The organism is Microbacterium sp. Soil_C_42 (genome assembly GCF_057656735.1).
In genome coordinates this window covers 159,694-177,383 of record NZ_JBDGJU010000005.1, presented here as the reverse complement: position 1 = coordinate 177,383, position 17,690 = coordinate 159,694, and the positions used below count along the sequence as shown (strand labels likewise).

The window sequence follows — 17,690 nt, the reverse complement described above, 5'->3', positions numbered from 1 at the left end:
GTTGGGCTGTTCGCCCATTAAAGCGGTACGCGAGCTGGGTTTAGAACGTCGTGAGACAGTTCGGTCCCTATCCGCTGCGCGCGTAGGAAGTTTGAGAGGATCTGACCCTAGTACGAGAGGACCGGGTTGGACGAACCTCTGGTGTGCCAGTTGTACTGCCAAGTGCACCGCTGGTTAGCTACGTTCGGGATGGATAACCGCTGAAAGCATCTAAGCGGGAAGCCGGCCTCAAGATGAGACTTCCATACCTTCGGGTGAGAGGCTCCCAGCCAGACTACTGGGTTGATAGGCCAGATGTGGAAGCACGGCAACGTGTGCAGCTGACTGGTACTAATAAGCCGATGACTTGAAAACACCTCCCCCTCCCTTGGAGGGGTGCAGATTGCTCGCGTCCACTGAGTGGTTCCCGATGTACGGTCGGGAACACAACAAAAAAGAGAACTTTCACGTTGTGAAGACTGAAACATCAACAGAGTTTCGGCGGCCATAGCGAGAGGGAAACGCCCGGTCCCATTCCGAACCCGGAAGCTAAGCCTCTCAGCGCCGATGGTACTGCAGGGGGGACCCTGTGGGAGAGTAGGACACCGCCGGACACCCATTCACGGAATGGCCACCCACAACAGGGTGGCCATTCCGCGTTAACACGATGGATTGCCGACGTAGAACGGATCCAGGAGGATCGAAGAATGCCAGAGCAGGAGCCGCGCGACGATCGACGCGCGCCGCGCGAACGATCCACCGGAAAGTCTTCGTCGGGCGGCGCTGATCGCAAGCCCTATGCGAGCCGCGATGGAGACCGCAAGCCCTACGCCAAGCGCGAGGGCGACCGGAAGCCCTACGCGAGCCGCGATGGAGACCGCAAGCCGTACGCGAAGCGTGAGGGCGACCGTCCCTACGCGAAGCGTGAGGGCGACCGTCCCTACGCGAAGCGCGACGGAGATCACAAGCCGTACGCCAAGCGTGACGGCGACCGTCCCTACGCGAAGCGTGACGGCGACCGTCCCTACGCGAAGCGTGCCGGCGACCGTAAGCCGTACGAGAAGCGCGAGGGCGACCGTCCCTACGAGAAGCGTGAGGGCGACCGTCCCTACGCGAAGCGCGACGGCGACCGTAAGCCGTACGAGAAGCGTGACGGCGACCGTAAGCCGTACGAGAAGCGTGACGGCGACCGTAAGCCGTACGAGAAGCGTGACGGCGACCGCAAGCCGTACGAGAAGCGTGACGGCGACCGCAAGCCGTACGAGAAGCGTGACGGCGATCATCCCTACGCGAAGCGCGACGGAGATCACAAGCCGTACGCCAAGCGCGACGGCGATCGTCCGTACGCGAAGCGTGAGGGCGACCGTAAGCCGTACGAGAAGCGTGACGGCGACCGTAAGCCGTACGAGAAGCGTGAGGGCGCCCGTAAGCCGTACGAGAAGCGCGACGGCGACCGCAAGCCGTACGAGAAGCGTGACGGCGACCACAAGCCGTACGAGCGCTCGGCGCGCCCGACGCGCGGGGGAGCGAACCGCCCCGACCGCGCCGTTCGCGAAGGCGAGATCCGCGCCGTCCGCCCCCGGCACGACGACCCGGTCATCCCCGAGGATGTAACCGGCCGTGACTTGCCGCCGGCTGCACGCAACGAGCTGAAGACCCTCAGCAAGGAGAACGCCGAGGAGGTTGCGCGTCACCTCGTGATGGCATCGCAGCTGATCGACGAGGACCCGGCGCTGGCGCACCAGCACGCGCTTTCGGCGTCCCGTCGCGCCGGCCGCATCGCCGTCGTCCGCGAGACGCTCGCCATCACCGCGTATGCGACCGGTGACTTCGCGCTGGCCCTACGCGAACTGCGCACCTACCGGCGGATCTCGGGTCGCGACGACCAGATCGCCCTGATGGTCGACAGCGAGCGGGGTGTCGGCCGTGCCGATCGCGCGCTCGAGGTCGGTCGCGCCGTCGACCGCTCCACGCTCGACACGCCGGTGCGCGTCGAACTGGCGATCGCGATGTCGGGTGCCCGTCTCGACCTCGGCGAGCCCGAGCGCGCGCTGCAGGAGCTCGACATCCCCGAACTCGATCCCGATCGCGCGTTCGAGTGGAGCCCTGCCCTGTTCGCCGCCCGTGCCGCCGTGCTCGACGAGCTCGGCCGCACGGACGAGGCAGCGCAGTGGCAGCGTCGTGCGGTGATCGCGGCAGACGCGATCGACGCGGCATCCGGTCTGGGCGACCTCGAGACCGTCTTCGTCGAGGAGGTCATCGAAGAGGACTTCGAGGACGAGGCTGAGGACGAGGCGGAGACCGAGCAGGACACGTCCGAGGAAGACGGCGCGTCCCAGCCCGAGCCCGAATCCGAGCCCGAATCCCAGCCCGAGCCCGACTCCGTCGATGAGCCCGAACTCGCTGCGGCGGAGCAGGAGGAGATCTCCGTCGCCGACGAGGTCGCCGAGATCCTCGTGGACGCGGGGGTCGACGACGCGACCGGCGACGGCGAGGCCGACCGCTGATGGCGCTCTTCGGGCGGCGGGCTGCGACGCCCGCCCCGCTGGACGGCGTGGACGTCGTGCTGGCCGACCTGGATGGCGTCGTCTATGCGGGCGCCGGCGCCCTGCCGCACGCGGTGGACAGCCTCAACCGCGCCCGGGACGGCCGCTCTCTCGCGTACATCACGAACAACGCTGCGCGCACGGACGCCTCGGTCGCGGCGCATCTGAGCGAGCTCGGGCTGGTGACGACGCCGCGTGACGTCGTCACCAGCCCGCAGGCCGCGATGCGGCTGCTCGCGGAGAAGATCGCGCCCGGATCCACGGTCCTCGTCGTCGGAGGCGACGGCCTCGTGGTCGAGGTCGAGAAGGCCGGCTTCATCGTGACCCGGAGCGCCGACGACGCGCCGTCGGCGGTCGTGCAGGGATTCGCTCCCGAGGTCGGCTGGACTCAGCTTGCTGAGGCGGCCTTCGCGCTCAAGACGCCCGAGGAAGACGGCGGCATCCCGTGGGTGGCGACCAACACGGACTGGACGATCCCGCAGTCTCGTGGCATCGCGCCCGGCAACGGCACGCTGGTCTCCGCCGTGCACACGGCGGTCGGCCGACTCGCGACCGTCGCCGGCAAGCCCGAGGTGCCGATCTTCGAGGAGGCCGTCGCGCGGTTCGAGGCGCAGCATCCGCTGTTCCTGGGTGACCGTCTCGATACCGACATCCTCGGCGCCAACCGTGCCGGCATCCCGTCCGCCCTGGTGCTCACCGGTGTGGATCGTCCGAAGCACGTCCTGGCGGCGCCCGAGAACTCGCGTCCGACCTACATCCTGGGGGACCTCCGCGAACTCCACGAGCCCTACCCCGAGGTGCAGGTGAAAGACGGCGTCACGACCGTGCGCGACGCGCGCGTCGCGATCGACGGCGCCGACATCCGCATCCTGAGCGAGGGCGCCCCCGTCGACCTCGTGCGCGCGGGTGCGGCGGCGATCTGGTCGACCGGACGCGCGATCTTCGGCTTCCGCGTGCCCGAGCGCCTCTACGCGGATCCGTTCCACCGCCCCTGATCCTCGCCGCGGAAAAGCGGGAAGTGTCGGGCTGCCCCCGTATTCTGGGGACATGGATCGAGTCGATGCGCATGAAGACGAGCACGGCGATCTGCTGTCGACCCTCGAGGTGATCGAGGCGCAGCCGCTGGCGACGCGTGCCGAGGCGTACGACACGCTGCACGACACGCTCGCCCGTCGCCTCGAGGCGACCCCCGGCGCCTCGTCATGACGAGCCGCCTCGACGCCGCTCTCGCCGCCCGGGGTCTCGCGCGCTCCCGCACCCACGCCGCGACTCTCATCGCCGATGGGCTCGTGACGGTCGACGGCCGGCCCGTGGTGAAGGCCTCCACTCCGGTCGGCGACCAGAGCCTGATCGAGGTGGCGGTCTCCGACCATTACGTCAGCCGTGCGGCGCACAAGCTCATCGCCGGCCTCGACGCCTTCGAGGTCGACGTCCATGGCCGCGTCGCGCTCGACATGGGCGCATCCACCGGCGGCTTCACCCAGGTGCTGCGCGAGCGCGGCGCCGAGCCGGTGGTCGCCGTCGATGTCGGTCACGGGCAGCTCGCAGCATCCGTCGCCGCCGACACCGGTGTGGTCGCGGTCGAAGGGTTCAACGTCCGCTACATGACCCCTGCTTCGCTCGCCGAGGCGAGCGGCCTCTCCGAGGCGCCCGCGGTGATCACGGGCGACCTGTCGTTCATCTCGCTCACCCATGTCCTTCCCGCGGCGCGGGCGGTCGCAGCATCCGATGCCGATCTCGTGCTCCTGATCAAGCCGCAGTTCGAGGTCGGCCGCACCGCGGTCAAGGGAGGCCTCGTGACCAACCCCGTGCTGCGTGCCGACGCGGTCGCGCGCGTGCTGTGGGCGGCGTGGGACGCGGGCCTCGGCACGTGCGGGTTCGTCACCTCCCCGATCGCGGGGACCCACGGCAATTCCGAGTTCATCGCACACCTCGCGCCGGGGCGGGGGAGCAATCCGACAGAATGGTTGAGCACTGTGAACCGACTGGCGGGGAGCCGATGAACGACGCCGACACCGAGGCCCAGCGCAGCATCCTCGTGGTGGCGCACGCCCACCGCGCCGACACCGTGGCTGCCGCGGAGCGGGTGGTCGCCGCGCTGCGTGCCGCCGGCGCCCGTCCCGTCCTCGCCCTCGACGACGGCGAGGAGCTCGTGCAGGCGGGGCCTTCGCTGGCCGACGTCGCGGTGCTGGGCACCGATGTGCCGGTGACCGAGATCGAACTCGCGATCGTCCTCGGTGGCGACGGAACGATCTTGCGGGCTGCCGAACTCGTCCGCGACGGCAGTGCGCCGGTCCTCGGCATCAACATGGGCCACGTCGGCTTCCTCGCCGAGATCGAGCGCGACGACATGGATGAGGCCGTCCGCCGCGTCATCGCGCGCGAGTACGAGGTCGAGGACCGCATGGCGCTCCAGGTGCGGGTGAAAGACACCGCCGACTCCGTCATCTACGAGACGTGGGCGCTCAACGAAGCGACCGTCGAGAAGGCCAGCCGTGAGCGCCTGCTCGAGGTCGTCGTCGAGATCGACGGCCGGCCGCTGTCGACGTTCGGCTGCGACGGAATGGTCGTCTCGACGCCCACCGGGTCGACCGCCTACAACTTCTCCGCCGGCGGGCCGGTGATCTGGCCGACGGTCGAGGCGATCGCTGTGGTGCCGCTGTCGGCCCACGCGCTCTTCGCCAAGCCCCTCGTGGTCGGCCCCGAGCACTCCGTGGCCATCGAGGTGCTCGAGCGCACCAACGGCACCGGCATCCTGTGGTGCGACGGGCGCCGATCGCACGACCTGCCCCCGGGCGCGCGCGTCGTGGTGAGGCGGTCCGATCGCCCCGTGCGTCTCGCGCGCCTGCACCCCGCCCAGTTCACCGATCGTCTGGTGCGCAAGTTCCGCCTCCCTGTCGAGGGCTGGCGCGGTCCGGCCGCGATCACGGGCGTCATGCCGACCCAGAAGCCGGCGAGGGATGCCGCGACCGCCGTCGACGTCGAGATCGACGTGGTCGGCAGCGAGGTGGCCCCGTGATCGAGGAGATGCGCCTGCGCGACCTCGGTGTGATCGCCGAGGCGACGCTGCCGATCGGTGCCGGCTTCACGGCGATCACCGGTGAGACCGGTGCCGGCAAGACGATGGTCGTGACAGGACTCGGGCTGCTGCTCGGCCAGCGCGCAGACTCCGGCGCCGTGCGCGCGGGCGCCGCGCAGGCGACGGTGGACGGCGTGTGGATCGTCCCCGAGGACGGACCGGTGGCCGCGCGCGTGCGCGAGGCCGGTGGTGATGTCGAGCCCATCGGCGGTGGTCGTGCCGAGCTGTACATCGGGCGGTCGATCTCGAGCGAGGGGCGCGGGCGGGCGTCCGTCGGCGGCCGCGCCGCACCTGCCGGAGTGCTCGCCGACCTCGCCGACGAGCTGGTGGTCGTGCACGGGCAGTCCGATCAGCTGCGACTGCGATCCGCGGCCGCACAGCGTGACGCGCTGGATCGGTTCGGCGGCGAGGCCGTGCACATCGCACGCGACGCGTACCGCCGTGCGTTCGAGCACTGGCGTGCGATCGACCGCGAGCTGTCGCAGCTCACCGACGACCGCGACGCGCGCGCTCGCGAGGCCGAAGCCCTGCGAAACCAGCTCGCCGAGATCGAGCAGGCCGCGCCCGAATCCGGCGAGGACGCCGAGCTGGCGACGCGCGCGGAGCGCCTGGCGAACGCCGAGGAGCTCCGGCTCGCCGCCGCGACCGCGCATGACGGCCTCTCCGGTGACGGCGACGAACCCGATGCCGGGGCGCTGCTCGCCGAGGCGCGTCGCGCCCTCGAGCGCGTGCACGACCCCGTGCTGGCCGAGCTCGGCGGGCAGCTCGCCGACGTCGGCTACCGGGTCGCCGACATCGCGGCAGCGCTCGCGGGCTACCTCGCCGACCTCGACGAGTCGGGGCCGCACGAGCTCGCCGCGGTCGAAGAGCGCCGCGCCGTGCTCGCCGGCCTGGTCCGTGCGCACGGCACCCTCGACGCCGCGATCGAACTGCTCGACACCGGCTCATCCCGCCTCGCGGAACTCGACGACGACTCCGATCGGATTGACAGGCTGACGGCGGAGCGGGATGCCGCGGCATCCGTTCTCGATGAGGCCGCCGCCGTGCTCACCGCGGCGCGCACCGAGGCAGCCGCCAGGCTGGGTGCCGCCGTGAGCACAGAGCTGCGCGCGCTCGCGATGCCGGACGCGCGCCTCGAGGTCGCCGTCACGGCGGGCACCGAGTCCGCGTCAGGGCGCGACGACGTCGCCATCCTGCTGGCGCCGCACCCGGGCGCCGAGCCGCGGGCCGTCTCGCGAGGCGCGAGCGGTGGTGAGCTCAGCCGCGTCATGCTCGCGATCGAGGTCGTCATCGCCGCCGTCGACCCCGTCCCGACATTCGTGTTCGACGAGGTCGATGCCGGCATCGGCGGAGCCGCCGCGATCGAGGTGGGCCGGCGCCTCGCGCGCCTGTCGGAGTCGTCGCAGGTGATCGCGGTCACCCACCTCGCGCAGGTCGCGGCGTTCGCTGAGAACCACCTCACGGTGGTGAAGGCGAACGACGGCTCGGTCACGGCATCCGACGTCCGCCGCCTGGACGGCGCCGACCGCGAGGCCGAGATGGCGCGCCTGCTGTCGGGCATGCCCGACTCGGACGCCGCCCTCACCCACGCACGCGAGCTGCTCAGCCTTCGCACCGAGGTCGACTGAGCGCGCGGCCTCCGCGTGTCCTCAGCTTCTGCGAAGCTCATCGAAACACTGCCTGATAGGATAAAAGCCCGTGATGCAGACTTCTGATTCTTTCCGCGGCGACACTTCGAACGACACCACCAAGCACATCTTCGTGACCGGTGGTGTCGTTTCCTCGTTGGGCAAGGGTCTCACCGCGGCCAGCCTCGGAAACCTCCTCACCGCCCGCGGACTGCGTGTCGTGATGCAGAAGCTCGACCCGTATCTGAACGTCGATCCGGGCACGATGAACCCGTTCCAGCACGGCGAGGTCTTCGTGACCGACGACGGCGCCGAGACCGACCTCGACATCGGGCACTACGAGCGCTTCCTCGACATCGAGCTGAGCCAGGCGGCCAACGTGACCACCGGCCAGATCTACTCGCAGGTGATCGCGAAGGAGCGCCGGGGCGAGTACCTCGGCGACACCGTGCAGGTGATCCCGCACATCACCGATGAGATCAAGCGCCGTATGCGCCTCCAGGCCGACGAGACGCCCCGGCCCGACGTGATCATCACCGAGATCGGCGGCACGGTCGGCGACATCGAGTCGCAGCCGTTCATCGAGTCGGCGCGTCAGATCCGCCACGAGCTCGGCCGCAACAACGTCTTCTTCGTGCACGTGTCGCTCGTGCCCTTCATGGGCGCGTCGGGGGAGCAGAAGACCAAGCCCACCCAGCACTCCGTCGCGACGCTGCGCTCGATCGGCATCCAGCCCGATGCGCTGGTGCTGCGCAGCGACCGTCCGGTCACCGAGGCGAACAAGCGCAAGATCGCACTCATGTGCGACGTCGACGAGGGCGCCGTCGTGAACGCGGTCGACGTGCCGAGCATCTACGACATCCCCTCGATGCTCAACGAGCAGGGCCTCGACGAGTACATCGTCCGTGCGCTGGGCCTGTCGAAGGCCGCGGACGTCGACTGGTCGCGCTGGCAGCGCGTGCTGAACGCCGTGCACAATCCCAAGCACGAGGTCACCATCGGCCTGGTCGGCAAGTACATCGACCTGCCGGACGCCTACCTCTCGGTCACCGAGGCGCTCAAGGCGGGCGGGTTCGCGCAGGAGACGCACGTCAACATCCGCTGGATCCCCTCGGACGAGTGCGAGACGCCCGAGGGCGCCGCCAAAGCGCTCGGTCCGCTCGACGGCATCGTGATCCCCGGCGGCTTCGGCATCCGCGGCATCGAGGGCAAGATCGGAGCGCTGAAGTTCGCGCGCGAGCAGGGCATCCCGACGCTCGGCATCTGCCTCGGTCTGCAGTGCATCGTCATCGAGTACGCCCGTCACGTCGCCGGGATCGAGGATGCCTCGTCGAGCGAGTTCGACCCCGACACGCAGCATCCTGTCATCGCGACCATGGAGGAGCAGGTCGACATCCTCGACCACGGCGACCTGGGCGGCACGATGCGTCTCGGCCTGTACCCGGCCGACCTCGCGGAGGGTTCGATCGCGGCCGAGGTGTACGGCGCGCAGCGCGCGTCGGAGCGCCACCGCCACCGCTACGAGGTGAACAACCGCTACCGCGACCAGATCGCCGAGGCCGGTCTCGTCTTCTCGGGCATCAATCCTGACCTGAACCTCGTCGAGTACGTCGAGCTGCCGCGCGATGTGCACCCGTACTACATCGCGACGCAGGCGCACCCCGAGCTGCGCTCTCGTCCGACGGACGCCAACCCGCTCTTCCGCGGTCTCGTCGGCGCGGCGCTCGAGCGGCACCGCTCGAGCGAGCTGTTCGAGGTCGAGAACGACTGACGTGGCGGAGGAACTCCTCGCCGACGAGCCGGTCGACGCCACCATCCTCGACAGCGACCTGGTCTACGAGGGGCGGGTGTGGGACGTGCGCAGCGACACCGTCGCATACGGCGACGGGCAGATCGTGCGCCAGTACGTCGATCATCCCGGTGCGGCCGCGGTCGTGGCGGTGGACGACGAGGGGCGGGTGCTGCTGATCCAGCAGTACCGGCACCCGATCCGCCACCGCGACTGGGAGATCCCGGCCGGCCTGCTCGACATGGCCGGCGAGACGCCGCTCGAGACCGCCCGACGTGAGCTCGCCGAGGAGGTCGACCTCGTCGCCTCGTCGTGGGAGCCGCTCGTGAGCATCTTCACCACTCCCGGTGGAAACGACGAGATCGTCCACCTGTTCCTCGCACGCGGCCTCACCCCCGCGAGCGAGGTGCACGCGCGCGAGGACGAGGAGGCCGACATCCGCCTCGAGTGGCTGCCGCTCGCCGACGCTGTCGCCGGAGTGCTCGCGGGGCGGCTGCGCAACGGCATCCTCGCGGTGGGTCTGCTCGCCGCGGCCGAGCGCCTTCGCCAGGCCGACGCCGCGGGAGCCTGACGAACCCTCCGGAGTTCGCCGGCGGGCCGGCCGGACGTGAGACCCTCGTGGCAGGAGGCGCCTGACATGCAGATCGATCGAGCGATGGACTCGTACCTGCGCCACGTCGCGATCGAGCGCGGCCTGTCGGAGAACACCGTCGCGGCGTACCGGCGCGACCTCGCCGGCTACGCCGACTGGCTGCGCGATCAGCACATCGACGACACCGCCGCGGTCACCTCGGTGACTCTGGCGAGCTTCATCGCCGACCGCGCCGCGACCCAGCCGCCGATGGCCGCCTCGTCGCTGGCGCGGCTGCAGTCCTCGGTGAGGGGGCTGCACCGCTTCCTCGCCCGCGAGGGCATCGAGCCGGCCGACCCGTCCTCGCACCTGCGCCCGCCGAAGCAGCCACGACGGCTGCCCAAGGCGCTCACGATCGAGCAGGTGGAGAGCCTGCTGGATGCCTCGGGGCCCGCGCCGGCGACCGAGGCCGACGCGTCCGGCAACGGGGGTGCAGCGGCGGGCGATCTGCTCGGCATGCGCGACCGTGCGCTGCTCGAGCTGCTGTACGCCACCGGTGCGCGCGTGTCGGAGATCGTGCAGCTCGACGTGGACGATGCGGCGCACGGCGACGTGCTGCGCGTGCGGGGCAAGGGATCGAAGGAGCGCATCGTGCCGGTCGGATCGTACGCGCGCGCCGCCGTGGACGCCTACCTGACCCGCGCGCGGCCCGAGCTCTCGCACCGTGGCCGGTCGACGCCGAAGCTCTTCCTCGGCGCCCGCGGAGCACCGCTGTCGCGGCAGAGCGCCTGGCTGATCATCCAGTCGGCGGCCGAGCGCGCCCACCTCACCGCGCACGTGTCTCCCCACACCCTGCGGCACTCGTTCGCGACCCATCTCCTGCAGGGCGGCGCCGACGTGCGCGTCGTCCAGGAGCTGCTGGGCCATGCCTCCGTCGCGACCACCCAGATCTACACCTACGTGTCGGTCGATGCGCTCCGCGACGTGTACGCCACCTCCCATCCGCGCGCGCGGTGACGCCATCCGCGCGCGCGGTGACGCCATCCGCGCGCGCGGTGACGCGCCGTTGCGGCGGCCCCGCCCGCCGCGCCGCAGGCGTTCCGGGGCGGGGCGTGACTAGAATCGGTGGACACGAAGCATGTAGGCGGGAGCATTGGTGGCGGGCAAGGCACAGGCGGCGACGAAGGCCGCCACGGGGGATACACCGATCGGACCCACCGGTCGTCCCTATCAGGGCTTCCCCACCCCGCCGAAGCTCGACGGTCACGGCCCCGCCCGCATCATCGCGCTGTGCAACCAGAAGGGCGGCGTCGGCAAGACGACGACCACCATCAACCTCGCGGCCGCCCTCGCCGGCTATGGCCGCAAGGTGCTCGCGGTCGACTTCGACCCGCAGGGCGCGCTGTCGGCGGGTCTCGGCATCCAGACCCACGAGATCCCGACGATCTACGACCTGCTGCTCGACGGCAAGCGCGACCCGCACGAGGTCATCGTGCACACGCGCGTCGACAACCTCGACGTGATCCCCGCGAACATCGACCTCTCGGCGGCCGAGGTGCACCTCGTCAACGAGGTCGCTCGCGAGCAGACCCTGTCGCGGACGCTGCGCAAGGTCACGGGCGACTACGACGTGATCCTCATCGACTGCCAGCCGTCGCTGGGCCTGCTGACGGTCAACGCCCTCACCGCGAGCCACGGTGTCGTCATCCCGCTCGAGTGCGAGTTCTTCGCCCTCCGCGGCGTCGCGATGCTCATCGAGACGATCGACAAGGTGCGAGACCGCCTCAACCCCACCATCACGCTTGACGGCGTGCTCGCCACGATGTACGACGCGCGCACGCTCCACTCGCGCGAGGTGCTCGAGCGCGTGGTCGACGCCTTCGGCGACGACGTCCTGGAGACCGTCATCGGCCGCACCGTCAAGTTCCCGGATGCCTCCGTCTCGGGCATGCCGATCACCGAGTTCGCGCCGGAGCACGCCGCCGCGCAGGCCTACCTGCGGCTGGCGCGGGAGCTGGTCGCCCGTGGCGCCGTCGCCTGATCAGGATTCCGGGTTCCGGGTCGCTCTCACCAACTTCGACGGGCCGTTCGACCTCCTGCTCACCCTGATCTCGAAGCACGAGCTCGACATCACCGAGGTGTCTCTGTCGCTCGTGACCAACGATTTCATCGCGTATCTCCGCGAGCTGGGTCCGGGCGAGGAGCTGGACGAGGCATCCGAGTTCCTCGTCGTCGCCGCGACCCTGCTCGACATGAAGGTCGCGGGGCTGCTGCCGCAGGGCGAGCTCGTCGACGCCGAGTCGGTCGCGCTGCTCGAGGCGCGGGATCTGCTGTTCGCGCGACTGCTCCAGTACCGCGCGTTCAAGGAGGTGTCGTCCTGGTTCGAGCGGTGCCTGCGCCGTGAGGCAGTGCGGCACACGCGTTCCGTGCGCCTCGACGAGAAGTACCGCACCGCCGTTCCGGAGCTCGTGTGGTCGCTCACCGTCGACGATTTCGCCGCGCTCGCGCTGCTGGCGATGACGCCGAAGGAGATCCCGCGCATCGGGTTCGACCACCTGCACGCACCGCTGGTGAGCATCCGCGAGCAGGCCGCCATCGTCGTGACCCTGCTGCGCGACGCCGGATCCCTGACGTTCCGCGAGCTCATCGCGGGTGTCGGCCAACCGGGTGTGGTGGTCGCCCGATTCCTCTCGGTGCTGGAGCTGTACCGCCACGCCGCCCTGTCCTTCGAACAGCTCGAGCCGCTCGGCGAGCTGACCCTCCGCTGGAGCGCACAGCGCTGGAGCGACGAGAACCTCGCCACCCTGGGAGCCGACTATGACCGATGATGCTTCGACCGACGGCCCGCCCGTCGTGACGGTGACCGATGTGGCGCGGCGGCTGGAGGCGATCCTGCTGATCGTCGAGGAACCGCAGAGTCTCGTGAGCCTCGCGGCCGCCGTCGGCGCACCGGTGCCCGCAGTGCGCCAGGCGATCGAGACCCTCGTCGACGACTACGACGGCAAGTCCGGCGGGCCGGTGCGCGGGTTCGAGCTCCGCGAGGTCGGCGGCGGCTGGCGTCTCTATGTGCGCGAGGAGCTCGACGACCTCGTCAGCGAGTACGTCGGCGGGCAGGCGCCGTCGCGCCTCTCACAGGCGGCGCTGGAGACCCTCGCGGTCATCGCCTACAAGCAGCCGGTGACCCGCAGCCAGGTCGCGTCCATCCGTGCCGTCAACGTCGATTCGGTCGTGCGCACCCTGCTGGCGCGCGGGCTCATCGCCGAGCTCTTCGCGGATGCCGAGACCGGCGCGATCAACTACGGCACCACCGATGCGCTGCTCGTGCATCTGGGCATCAACTCGCTGGACGAACTGCCGCACATCTCGCCGCTGCTGGACGGTGCCGATGAGGTGTCGAGGGCGGACGATGCCGGCGACGATCTGGACGAAGGAGTGCGTCGATGACCGGGGGAGCGGAATCCACTGAAGGAGTGCGCCTGCAGAAGGCGCTCGCGAACGCGGGGGTCGCGTCGCGTCGTGTCGCCGAGCAGCTCATCGTCGAGGGGCGCGTGCGCGTGAACGGCGCCGTCGTGACAGAGCTGGGCTCACGCGTCGACCCCGAGAACGACTTGGTCGACGTCGACGGCACGGCCGTGCAGTTCGATCAGTCCAAGCGGTATGTCATGCTCAACAAGCCCACGGGCGTGGTGAGCTCGATGAAGGACGATCGCGGCCGCCCGGACCTCCGCAGCTTCACCAAGGACTGGGATGAGCGCCTGTACAACGTGGGGCGATTGGATGCCGAGACCAGCGGCCTGCTCGTGCTCACGAACGACGGCGAGCTCGCGCACGTGCTGGCGCACCCGTCGTTCGGCGTCACCAAGGTCTACATCGCCAAGGTCGACGGGCGTGTGACGCCGCAGACCATCCAGCAGCTTCTGCGCGGCGTCGACCTGGAGGACGGCCCGATCGCCGCCGACAAGGCACGGCTGCTGTCGTCCTCGGCCGAGGGCGGCGGCTCGCTCGTCGAGCTCACGCTCCACTCGGGGCGCAACCGCATCGTGCGCCGCATGATGGCCGAGGTCGGGCATCCGGTCGTCGAACTCGTGCGCCGGCAGTTCGGGCCGCTCCACCTGGGAACGCTGCCAGCCGGGCGTGCCCGGGAGTTGACTAAAGTGGAGCGGGGCGCTCTGCTGACTCTTTCGCGCCAAGCCGCAGGTCAACAGGAGGATTAAGTGACAGCGACCTCCCTTGCTCCGCGCGTGCAGGGCACGGTGCGCATCGTCGGCACCGGCCTCCTCGGCGCGAGCATCGGCCACGCGCTCAGCGCGCGCGGGATAGATGTCGCGCTGGACGACACGTCCCCCGCCCAGCTGCGTCTCGCGATCGACTACGGCGCCGGCCGCCGTGCGGCCGACGACGACGCGCCGTCGCTCGTCGTCGTCGCGGTGCCGCCCGATGTCACGGCCGACGTCATCCAGCGGGAACTCGAACGCCACCCGCACGCTGTCGTGACGGATGTCGCGAGCGTCAAGCTCGAGCCGTTGCGCACTCTGCGCGAGCGCGGTGTGGACCTCACGCACTACATCGGCTCGCACCCGCTGGCTGGACGCGAGCGCGGGGGAGCGATCTCCGCCCGCTCCGACATCTTCGTCGGGCGCCCGTGGGTGGTGTGCCGCGACGAGGAGACGCCGTCGGCCGATCTGGCCCTCGTCGAGGCCCTCGCGCTCGACCTCGGTGCGACGCCGATCGAGATGACCCCGGAGGACCACGACCGCGGCGTCGCGCTCGTCTCGCACGTGCCCCAGCTGGTCGCCAGTCTGCTCGCCGGGCGTTTCGTCGACGCGCCCGACGGCTCGCTGCGGCTCGCGGGTCAGGGCGTGCGCGACACCACTCGCATCGCGGCATCCGCTCCCGAGCTCTGGGTGCAGATCCTCGGCGCGAACGCGGCACCCGTCGTCGACGTGCTCGACCTGATCGCGGCCGACCTCACCGCCGTCGCCGACGCCCTGCGCGAGCCCGACGCCCCGGGTGCGCGCCGTGCCGTCGCGGACACGATCCGCCGCGGCAACGACGGTGTCGAGCGCCTGCCCGGCAAGCACGGCCAGAACCGCCGCTTCGAGACGGTCGTCGTGATGGTCGACGACACCCCCGGCCAGCTCGGGCGACTGTTCGGTGAGCTCGGGGATCTCGACGTGAACGTGGAAGACCTGCGCCTGGAGCATTCGCCTGGCGCCCAGTTCGGCCTCGCCGAGATCAGCGTCGTCCCCAGCGCCGTGCGCCGGGCGATCGACGGTCTCGAGTCGCGCGGCTGGAAGATTGCGAGCACCACCAATGACTGACCCCGTGAGCACCACGCCGGGGCACGACCCCGTCGTCGTCGCGATCGACGGCCCCGCCGGCAGCGGCAAATCCAGTGTCTCCAAGCAGGTCGCCCGGCGTCTCGGCTACGGCTACCTCGACACCGGAGCGGCCTACCGTGCTCTGGCGTGGCACGCGCTCGAGCGCGGCATCGACACATCGGACGAGGCATCCGTCCTCGATGTCTCGGGTGATTTCGACTACGCGATCTCGCTCGATCCCGACGCCTACTGGGTGCGCGTGGGGCAGGCCGATGTGACCGACGCGATCCGCGAGCCTCGCGTGTCGGACGCCGTCAGCGGCGTCGCGCGCGTTCCCGCGGTGCGGCAGTCGGTGAACGCGCTGTTCCGTGCGCTCGTGGCCCGTTCCGGGCGCCCGGGCGTCGTCGTCGAAGGGCGCGACATCACGACGGTCGTCGCCCCCGACGCCCCCGTGCGCATCCTCCTCACTGCCGCGCCGGAGATCCGCGCGGCGCGCCGCAGCGCGGAACTCGCGACGCAGGATGCCGCGACCGTCGCCGCCGCACTCCACCAGCGCGACGCCTCCGACTCGGCCGTCGTCGACTTCCTCACCGCCGCACCCGGCGTCGAGGTCGTCGACTCGACCCCCCTCGATTTCGACCAGACCGTGGACGCCGTGCTCGGCGTGATCCAGGCCGCGCTGAGCGCGCCGGCGGTCGACCCACTGCAGACAGGAGCCTGAGATGGCCGCTGATGACAATGCCGACTTCGACGAGTTCGAAGCAGGCGACGACAACCTCGCCGAGAACCTCGCGGACCTCGACGACGAGCTCGCCGAGCAGCGGGCCGTCGCCCTGCGCGTCGGCCTCGACGACTACGACCTCGACGACGAAGACGCGGCGCTGCTCGCGGGCATCGTCCGCGGCGAGGACGGCATCGAGTTCCTGCCGGCGCTCCCGGTCATCGCGATCGTGGGTCGCCCGAACGTCGGCAAGTCCGCGCTGGTGAACCGCATCCTCGGCCGCCGCGAGGCCGTCGTCGAGGACACCCCCGGTGTCACGCGCGACCGCGTCACGTACAAGGCCGAGTGGATGGACCGCCGCTTCACGCTCGTCGACACCGGCGGGTGGGAGCCCGACGCCCGCGGCATCGACCGCTCGGTGGCCGCGCAGGCCGAGGTCGCCATCGACCTGTCGGACGTCGTGCTCTTCGTCGTCGATGCGATGGTCGGCGCCACCGCGACCGACGAGCACGTCGTGCGACTGCTCCGCAAGGCGAACAAGCCCGTCTTCCTCGTCGCCAACAAGATCGACGACGCCCGCCAGGAGCCCGAGGCCGCGGCGCTCTGGAACCTCGGCCTCGATCAGCCGTGGCCGGTCTCGGCCATCCACGGCCGTGGCGTCGCGGACCTCCTCGACGAGGTCGTGAAGGTCATGCCCGACGTGTCGGCCGTGGCCAAGGCCGAGATCGGCGGCCCGCGCCGCGTCGCGATCCTCGGCCGCCCGAACGTCGGCAAGTCGTCGCTGCTCAACAAGGCCGCCGGCGAGGAGCGCGTCGTCGTCAACGAGCTCGCCGGCACCACGCGTGACCCCGTCGACGAGATCGTCGAGCTCGGGGGCAAGCTGTGGCGCTTCGTCGACACGGCCGGCATCCGCCGTCGCGTGCACCTGCAGCAGGGCGCCGACTTCTACGCCTCGCTGCGCACGTCGGCTGCCCTCGAGAAGGCCGAGGTCGCGATCGTCGTGATCGACGTGACCCAGCCGATCAGCGTGCAGGACCTCAACATCATCGACCTCGTCCTCGAGTCGGGTCGTGCGCTCGTGATCGCCTACAACAAGTGGGATCGCCTCAACGACGACGACATGGACGGCCAGGACCGCCGCCGCTACCTCGAACGCGAGATCGAGCAGGACCTCGCGCACGTCCAGTGGGCGCCCCGCGTCAACATCTCGGCGCGCACCGGTCGCCACCTCGACAAGCTCGTTCCGGCGCTCGAGACGGCCCTCGAGTCGTGGGATCAGCGGATCCCGACGGGGAAGTTCAACGCGTTCCTCACCGAACTCATCGCCGAGCACCCGCACCCGCTGCGCGGCGGAAAGCAGCCGCGCATCCTGTTCGGCACACAGGCCTCGACGCGCCCGCCGACCTTCGTGCTGTTCACGACCGGCTTCCTCGACCCGGGCTACCGCCGCTTCATCCAGCGGCGGCTGCGCGAGCTGTACGGCTTCGAGGGCTCGCCGATCGTGATCAACATGCGCGTGCGCGAGCGTCGCCAGCGCTGACGGACCTCGAGATGGCGGATGCCTCGCCCCGAGGCATCCGCCATTCGCTCATGACTGCGCGCCGTGGCGATGCAGCGCGGGGCGCACCATCGCGGTCGCGTCGGGCGCGGCGAAGCCGAACTGCCGGTACAGGCCGTGCGCATCGCCGGTGAACAGGGTCCAGCGCATGTCGGCGCCGGGGCCGTCGTCGATCATGAGGCGGACGAGGCGCTTGCCGAGTCCCTGCCTGCGGTGCGCGTCGACGACGAAGACATCGGCGAGGTAGGCGAACCCGACGCCGTCCGAGACTGCTCGGGCGAAGCCGACCAGCTCGCCGGTCGGGCGGTGGTAGGCGGCGACCACCCGCCAGGCGTTGTCGATCTGCGTCTCGACCTGCTCGCGCGTGCGCCAGCCTCCCCAGTACGCCTCGGTCGAAAGCCAGGCCCACACGGCGTCTCGCTGGATGCGGGCCGGGTCGTCGTCGAGTTCGTAATCCATGCATCCCATTGTGGCGAGTCCCCAGGTGACGCCGGCGGG

General features: G+C 70.3%; 17 protein-coding genes and 2 rRNA genes. 18 read left to right on the top strand and 1 reads right to left on the bottom strand.

All coding sequences use genetic code 11. From position 1 onward, the window contains the following. The 18 genes from AC3A46_RS05590 to der form a co-directional block, all read left to right on the top strand. Window positions 1–354, top strand: a 23S ribosomal RNA gene (locus tag AC3A46_RS05590); the annotation flags it as partial. 122 nt (window positions 355–476) lie between these two features. Further along, window positions 477–593 (top strand): 5S ribosomal RNA (gene rrf, locus AC3A46_RS05585). Window positions 594–686: 93 nt separating this feature from the next. Then, the gene (locus AC3A46_RS05580) at window positions 687–2,486 is read left to right on the top strand and encodes a primosomal protein (protein WP_487664206.1); all 1,800 of its coding nucleotides are present in this window, start codon (window positions 687–689) and stop codon (window positions 2,484–2,486) included. Then, a complete protein-coding gene (locus AC3A46_RS05575; RefSeq protein ID WP_487664205.1) occupies window positions 2,486–3,520 on the top strand; it encodes an HAD-IIA family hydrolase in 1,035 nt (344 codons plus the stop codon). Before AC3A46_RS05580 ends, AC3A46_RS05575 begins: the two co-directional genes overlap by 1 nt. Window positions 3,521–3,572: 52 nt before the next feature. Next, the gene (locus tag AC3A46_RS05570; protein ID WP_487664204.1) at window positions 3,573–3,731 is read left to right on the top strand and encodes a hypothetical protein; all 159 of its coding nucleotides are present in this window, start codon (window positions 3,573–3,575) and stop codon (window positions 3,729–3,731) included. Next, a complete protein-coding gene (locus tag AC3A46_RS05565) occupies window positions 3,728–4,528 on the top strand; it encodes a TlyA family RNA methyltransferase (protein WP_487664203.1) in 801 nt (266 codons plus the stop codon). The genes AC3A46_RS05570 and AC3A46_RS05565 overlap by 4 nt, the downstream gene beginning before the upstream one ends. Beyond that, on the top strand, window positions 4,525–5,544 hold the full coding sequence (locus AC3A46_RS05560) for an NAD kinase (protein ID WP_487664202.1): 1,020 nt from the start codon (window positions 4,525–4,527) through the stop codon (window positions 5,542–5,544). Before AC3A46_RS05565 ends, AC3A46_RS05560 begins: the two co-directional genes overlap by 4 nt. Next, window positions 5,541–7,232: a DNA repair protein RecN gene (gene recN / locus AC3A46_RS05555; protein ID WP_487664201.1), complete on the top strand. Its 1,692-nt coding sequence runs from the start codon at window positions 5,541–5,543 to the stop codon at window positions 7,230–7,232. Before AC3A46_RS05560 ends, recN begins: the two co-directional genes overlap by 4 nt. Window positions 7,233–7,305: 73 nt before the next feature. Continuing rightward, window positions 7,306–9,003 carry a CTP synthase gene (gene pyrG / locus AC3A46_RS05550; protein WP_487664200.1) on the top strand — a complete coding sequence of 566 codons (1,698 nt, stop codon included), beginning with the start codon at window positions 7,306–7,308 and terminating at the stop codon, window positions 9,001–9,003. A gap of 1 nt (window position 9,004) precedes the next feature. Further along, window positions 9,005–9,592: an NUDIX domain-containing protein gene (locus AC3A46_RS05545; RefSeq protein WP_487664199.1), complete on the top strand. Its 588-nt coding sequence runs from the start codon at window positions 9,005–9,007 to the stop codon at window positions 9,590–9,592. A 66-nt stretch (window positions 9,593–9,658) separates the two neighbouring features. Continuing rightward, window positions 9,659–10,609, top strand: coding sequence for a site-specific tyrosine recombinase XerD (gene xerD / locus AC3A46_RS05540; RefSeq protein WP_487664198.1), 951 nt, complete (start codon window positions 9,659–9,661; stop codon window positions 10,607–10,609). A 139-nt stretch (window positions 10,610–10,748) separates the two neighbouring features. After that, the gene (locus AC3A46_RS05535; RefSeq protein ID WP_487664197.1) at window positions 10,749–11,633 is read left to right on the top strand and encodes a ParA family protein; all 885 of its coding nucleotides are present in this window, start codon (window positions 10,749–10,751) and stop codon (window positions 11,631–11,633) included. Next, on the top strand, window positions 11,617–12,420 hold the full coding sequence (locus AC3A46_RS05530) for a segregation and condensation protein A (RefSeq protein WP_487664196.1): 804 nt from the start codon (window positions 11,617–11,619) through the stop codon (window positions 12,418–12,420). The genes AC3A46_RS05535 and AC3A46_RS05530 overlap by 17 nt, the downstream gene beginning before the upstream one ends. Further along, window positions 12,410–13,036, top strand: coding sequence for an SMC-Scp complex subunit ScpB (gene scpB / locus AC3A46_RS05525; RefSeq protein WP_487664195.1), 627 nt, complete (start codon window positions 12,410–12,412; stop codon window positions 13,034–13,036). Before AC3A46_RS05530 ends, scpB begins: the two co-directional genes overlap by 11 nt. Further along, the gene (locus tag AC3A46_RS05520) at window positions 13,033–13,806 is read left to right on the top strand and encodes a pseudouridine synthase (RefSeq protein ID WP_487664194.1); all 774 of its coding nucleotides are present in this window, start codon (window positions 13,033–13,035) and stop codon (window positions 13,804–13,806) included. The genes scpB and AC3A46_RS05520 overlap by 4 nt, the downstream gene beginning before the upstream one ends. Continuing rightward, window positions 13,807–14,913: a prephenate dehydrogenase gene (locus AC3A46_RS05515; protein WP_487664193.1), complete on the top strand. Its 1,107-nt coding sequence runs from the start codon at window positions 13,807–13,809 to the stop codon at window positions 14,911–14,913. Further along, window positions 14,906–15,634: a (d)CMP kinase gene (gene cmk, locus AC3A46_RS05510; RefSeq protein ID WP_487664192.1), complete on the top strand. Its 729-nt coding sequence runs from the start codon at window positions 14,906–14,908 to the stop codon at window positions 15,632–15,634. Before AC3A46_RS05515 ends, cmk begins: the two co-directional genes overlap by 8 nt. Window position 15,635: 1 nt before the next feature. Next, window positions 15,636–17,174 (top strand): ribosome biogenesis GTPase Der, encoded by a 1,539-nt coding sequence (gene der, locus AC3A46_RS05505; RefSeq protein ID WP_487664191.1) that lies wholly within the window; start codon window positions 15,636–15,638, stop codon window positions 17,172–17,174. A 48-nt stretch (window positions 17,175–17,222) separates the two neighbouring features. On the opposite strand, the gene AC3A46_RS05500 is transcribed toward der, so the two are convergent. Next, on the bottom strand, window positions 17,223–17,651 hold the full coding sequence (locus AC3A46_RS05500) for a GNAT family N-acetyltransferase (RefSeq protein ID WP_487664190.1): 429 nt from the start codon (window positions 17,649–17,651) through the stop codon (window positions 17,223–17,225). Window positions 17,652–17,690 lie beyond the last annotated feature (39 nt).

Excerpts from the sequence above, each read along its gene's own strand:
- AC3A46_RS05580 (WP_487664206.1), top strand. The coding sequence starts at position 687 with ATGCCAGAGCAGGAGCCGCGCGACGATCGACGCGCGCCGCGCGAACGA.
- AC3A46_RS05575 (WP_487664205.1), top strand. The coding sequence starts at position 2,486 with ATGGCGCTCTTCGGGCGGCGGGCTGCGACGCCCGCCCCGCTGGACGGC.
- AC3A46_RS05570 (WP_487664204.1), top strand. The coding sequence starts at position 3,573 with ATGGATCGAGTCGATGCGCATGAAGACGAGCACGGCGATCTGCTGTCG.
- AC3A46_RS05565 (WP_487664203.1), top strand. The coding sequence starts at position 3,728 with ATGACGAGCCGCCTCGACGCCGCTCTCGCCGCCCGGGGTCTCGCGCGC.
- AC3A46_RS05560 (WP_487664202.1), top strand. The coding sequence starts at position 4,525 with ATGAACGACGCCGACACCGAGGCCCAGCGCAGCATCCTCGTGGTGGCG.
- pyrG (WP_487664200.1), top strand. The coding sequence starts at position 7,306 with ATGCAGACTTCTGATTCTTTCCGCGGCGACACTTCGAACGACACCACC.
- xerD (WP_487664198.1), top strand. The coding sequence starts at position 9,659 with ATGCAGATCGATCGAGCGATGGACTCGTACCTGCGCCACGTCGCGATC.
- scpB (WP_487664195.1), top strand. The coding sequence starts at position 12,410 with ATGACCGATGATGCTTCGACCGACGGCCCGCCCGTCGTGACGGTGACC.
- AC3A46_RS05520 (WP_487664194.1), top strand. The coding sequence starts at position 13,033 with ATGACCGGGGGAGCGGAATCCACTGAAGGAGTGCGCCTGCAGAAGGCG.
- cmk (WP_487664192.1), top strand. The coding sequence starts at position 14,906 with ATGACTGACCCCGTGAGCACCACGCCGGGGCACGACCCCGTCGTCGTC.
- der (WP_487664191.1), top strand. The coding sequence starts at position 15,636 with ATGGCCGCTGATGACAATGCCGACTTCGACGAGTTCGAAGCAGGCGAC.
- AC3A46_RS05500 (WP_487664190.1), bottom strand. The coding sequence starts at position 17,651 with ATGGATTACGAACTCGACGACGACCCGGCCCGCATCCAGCGAGACGCC.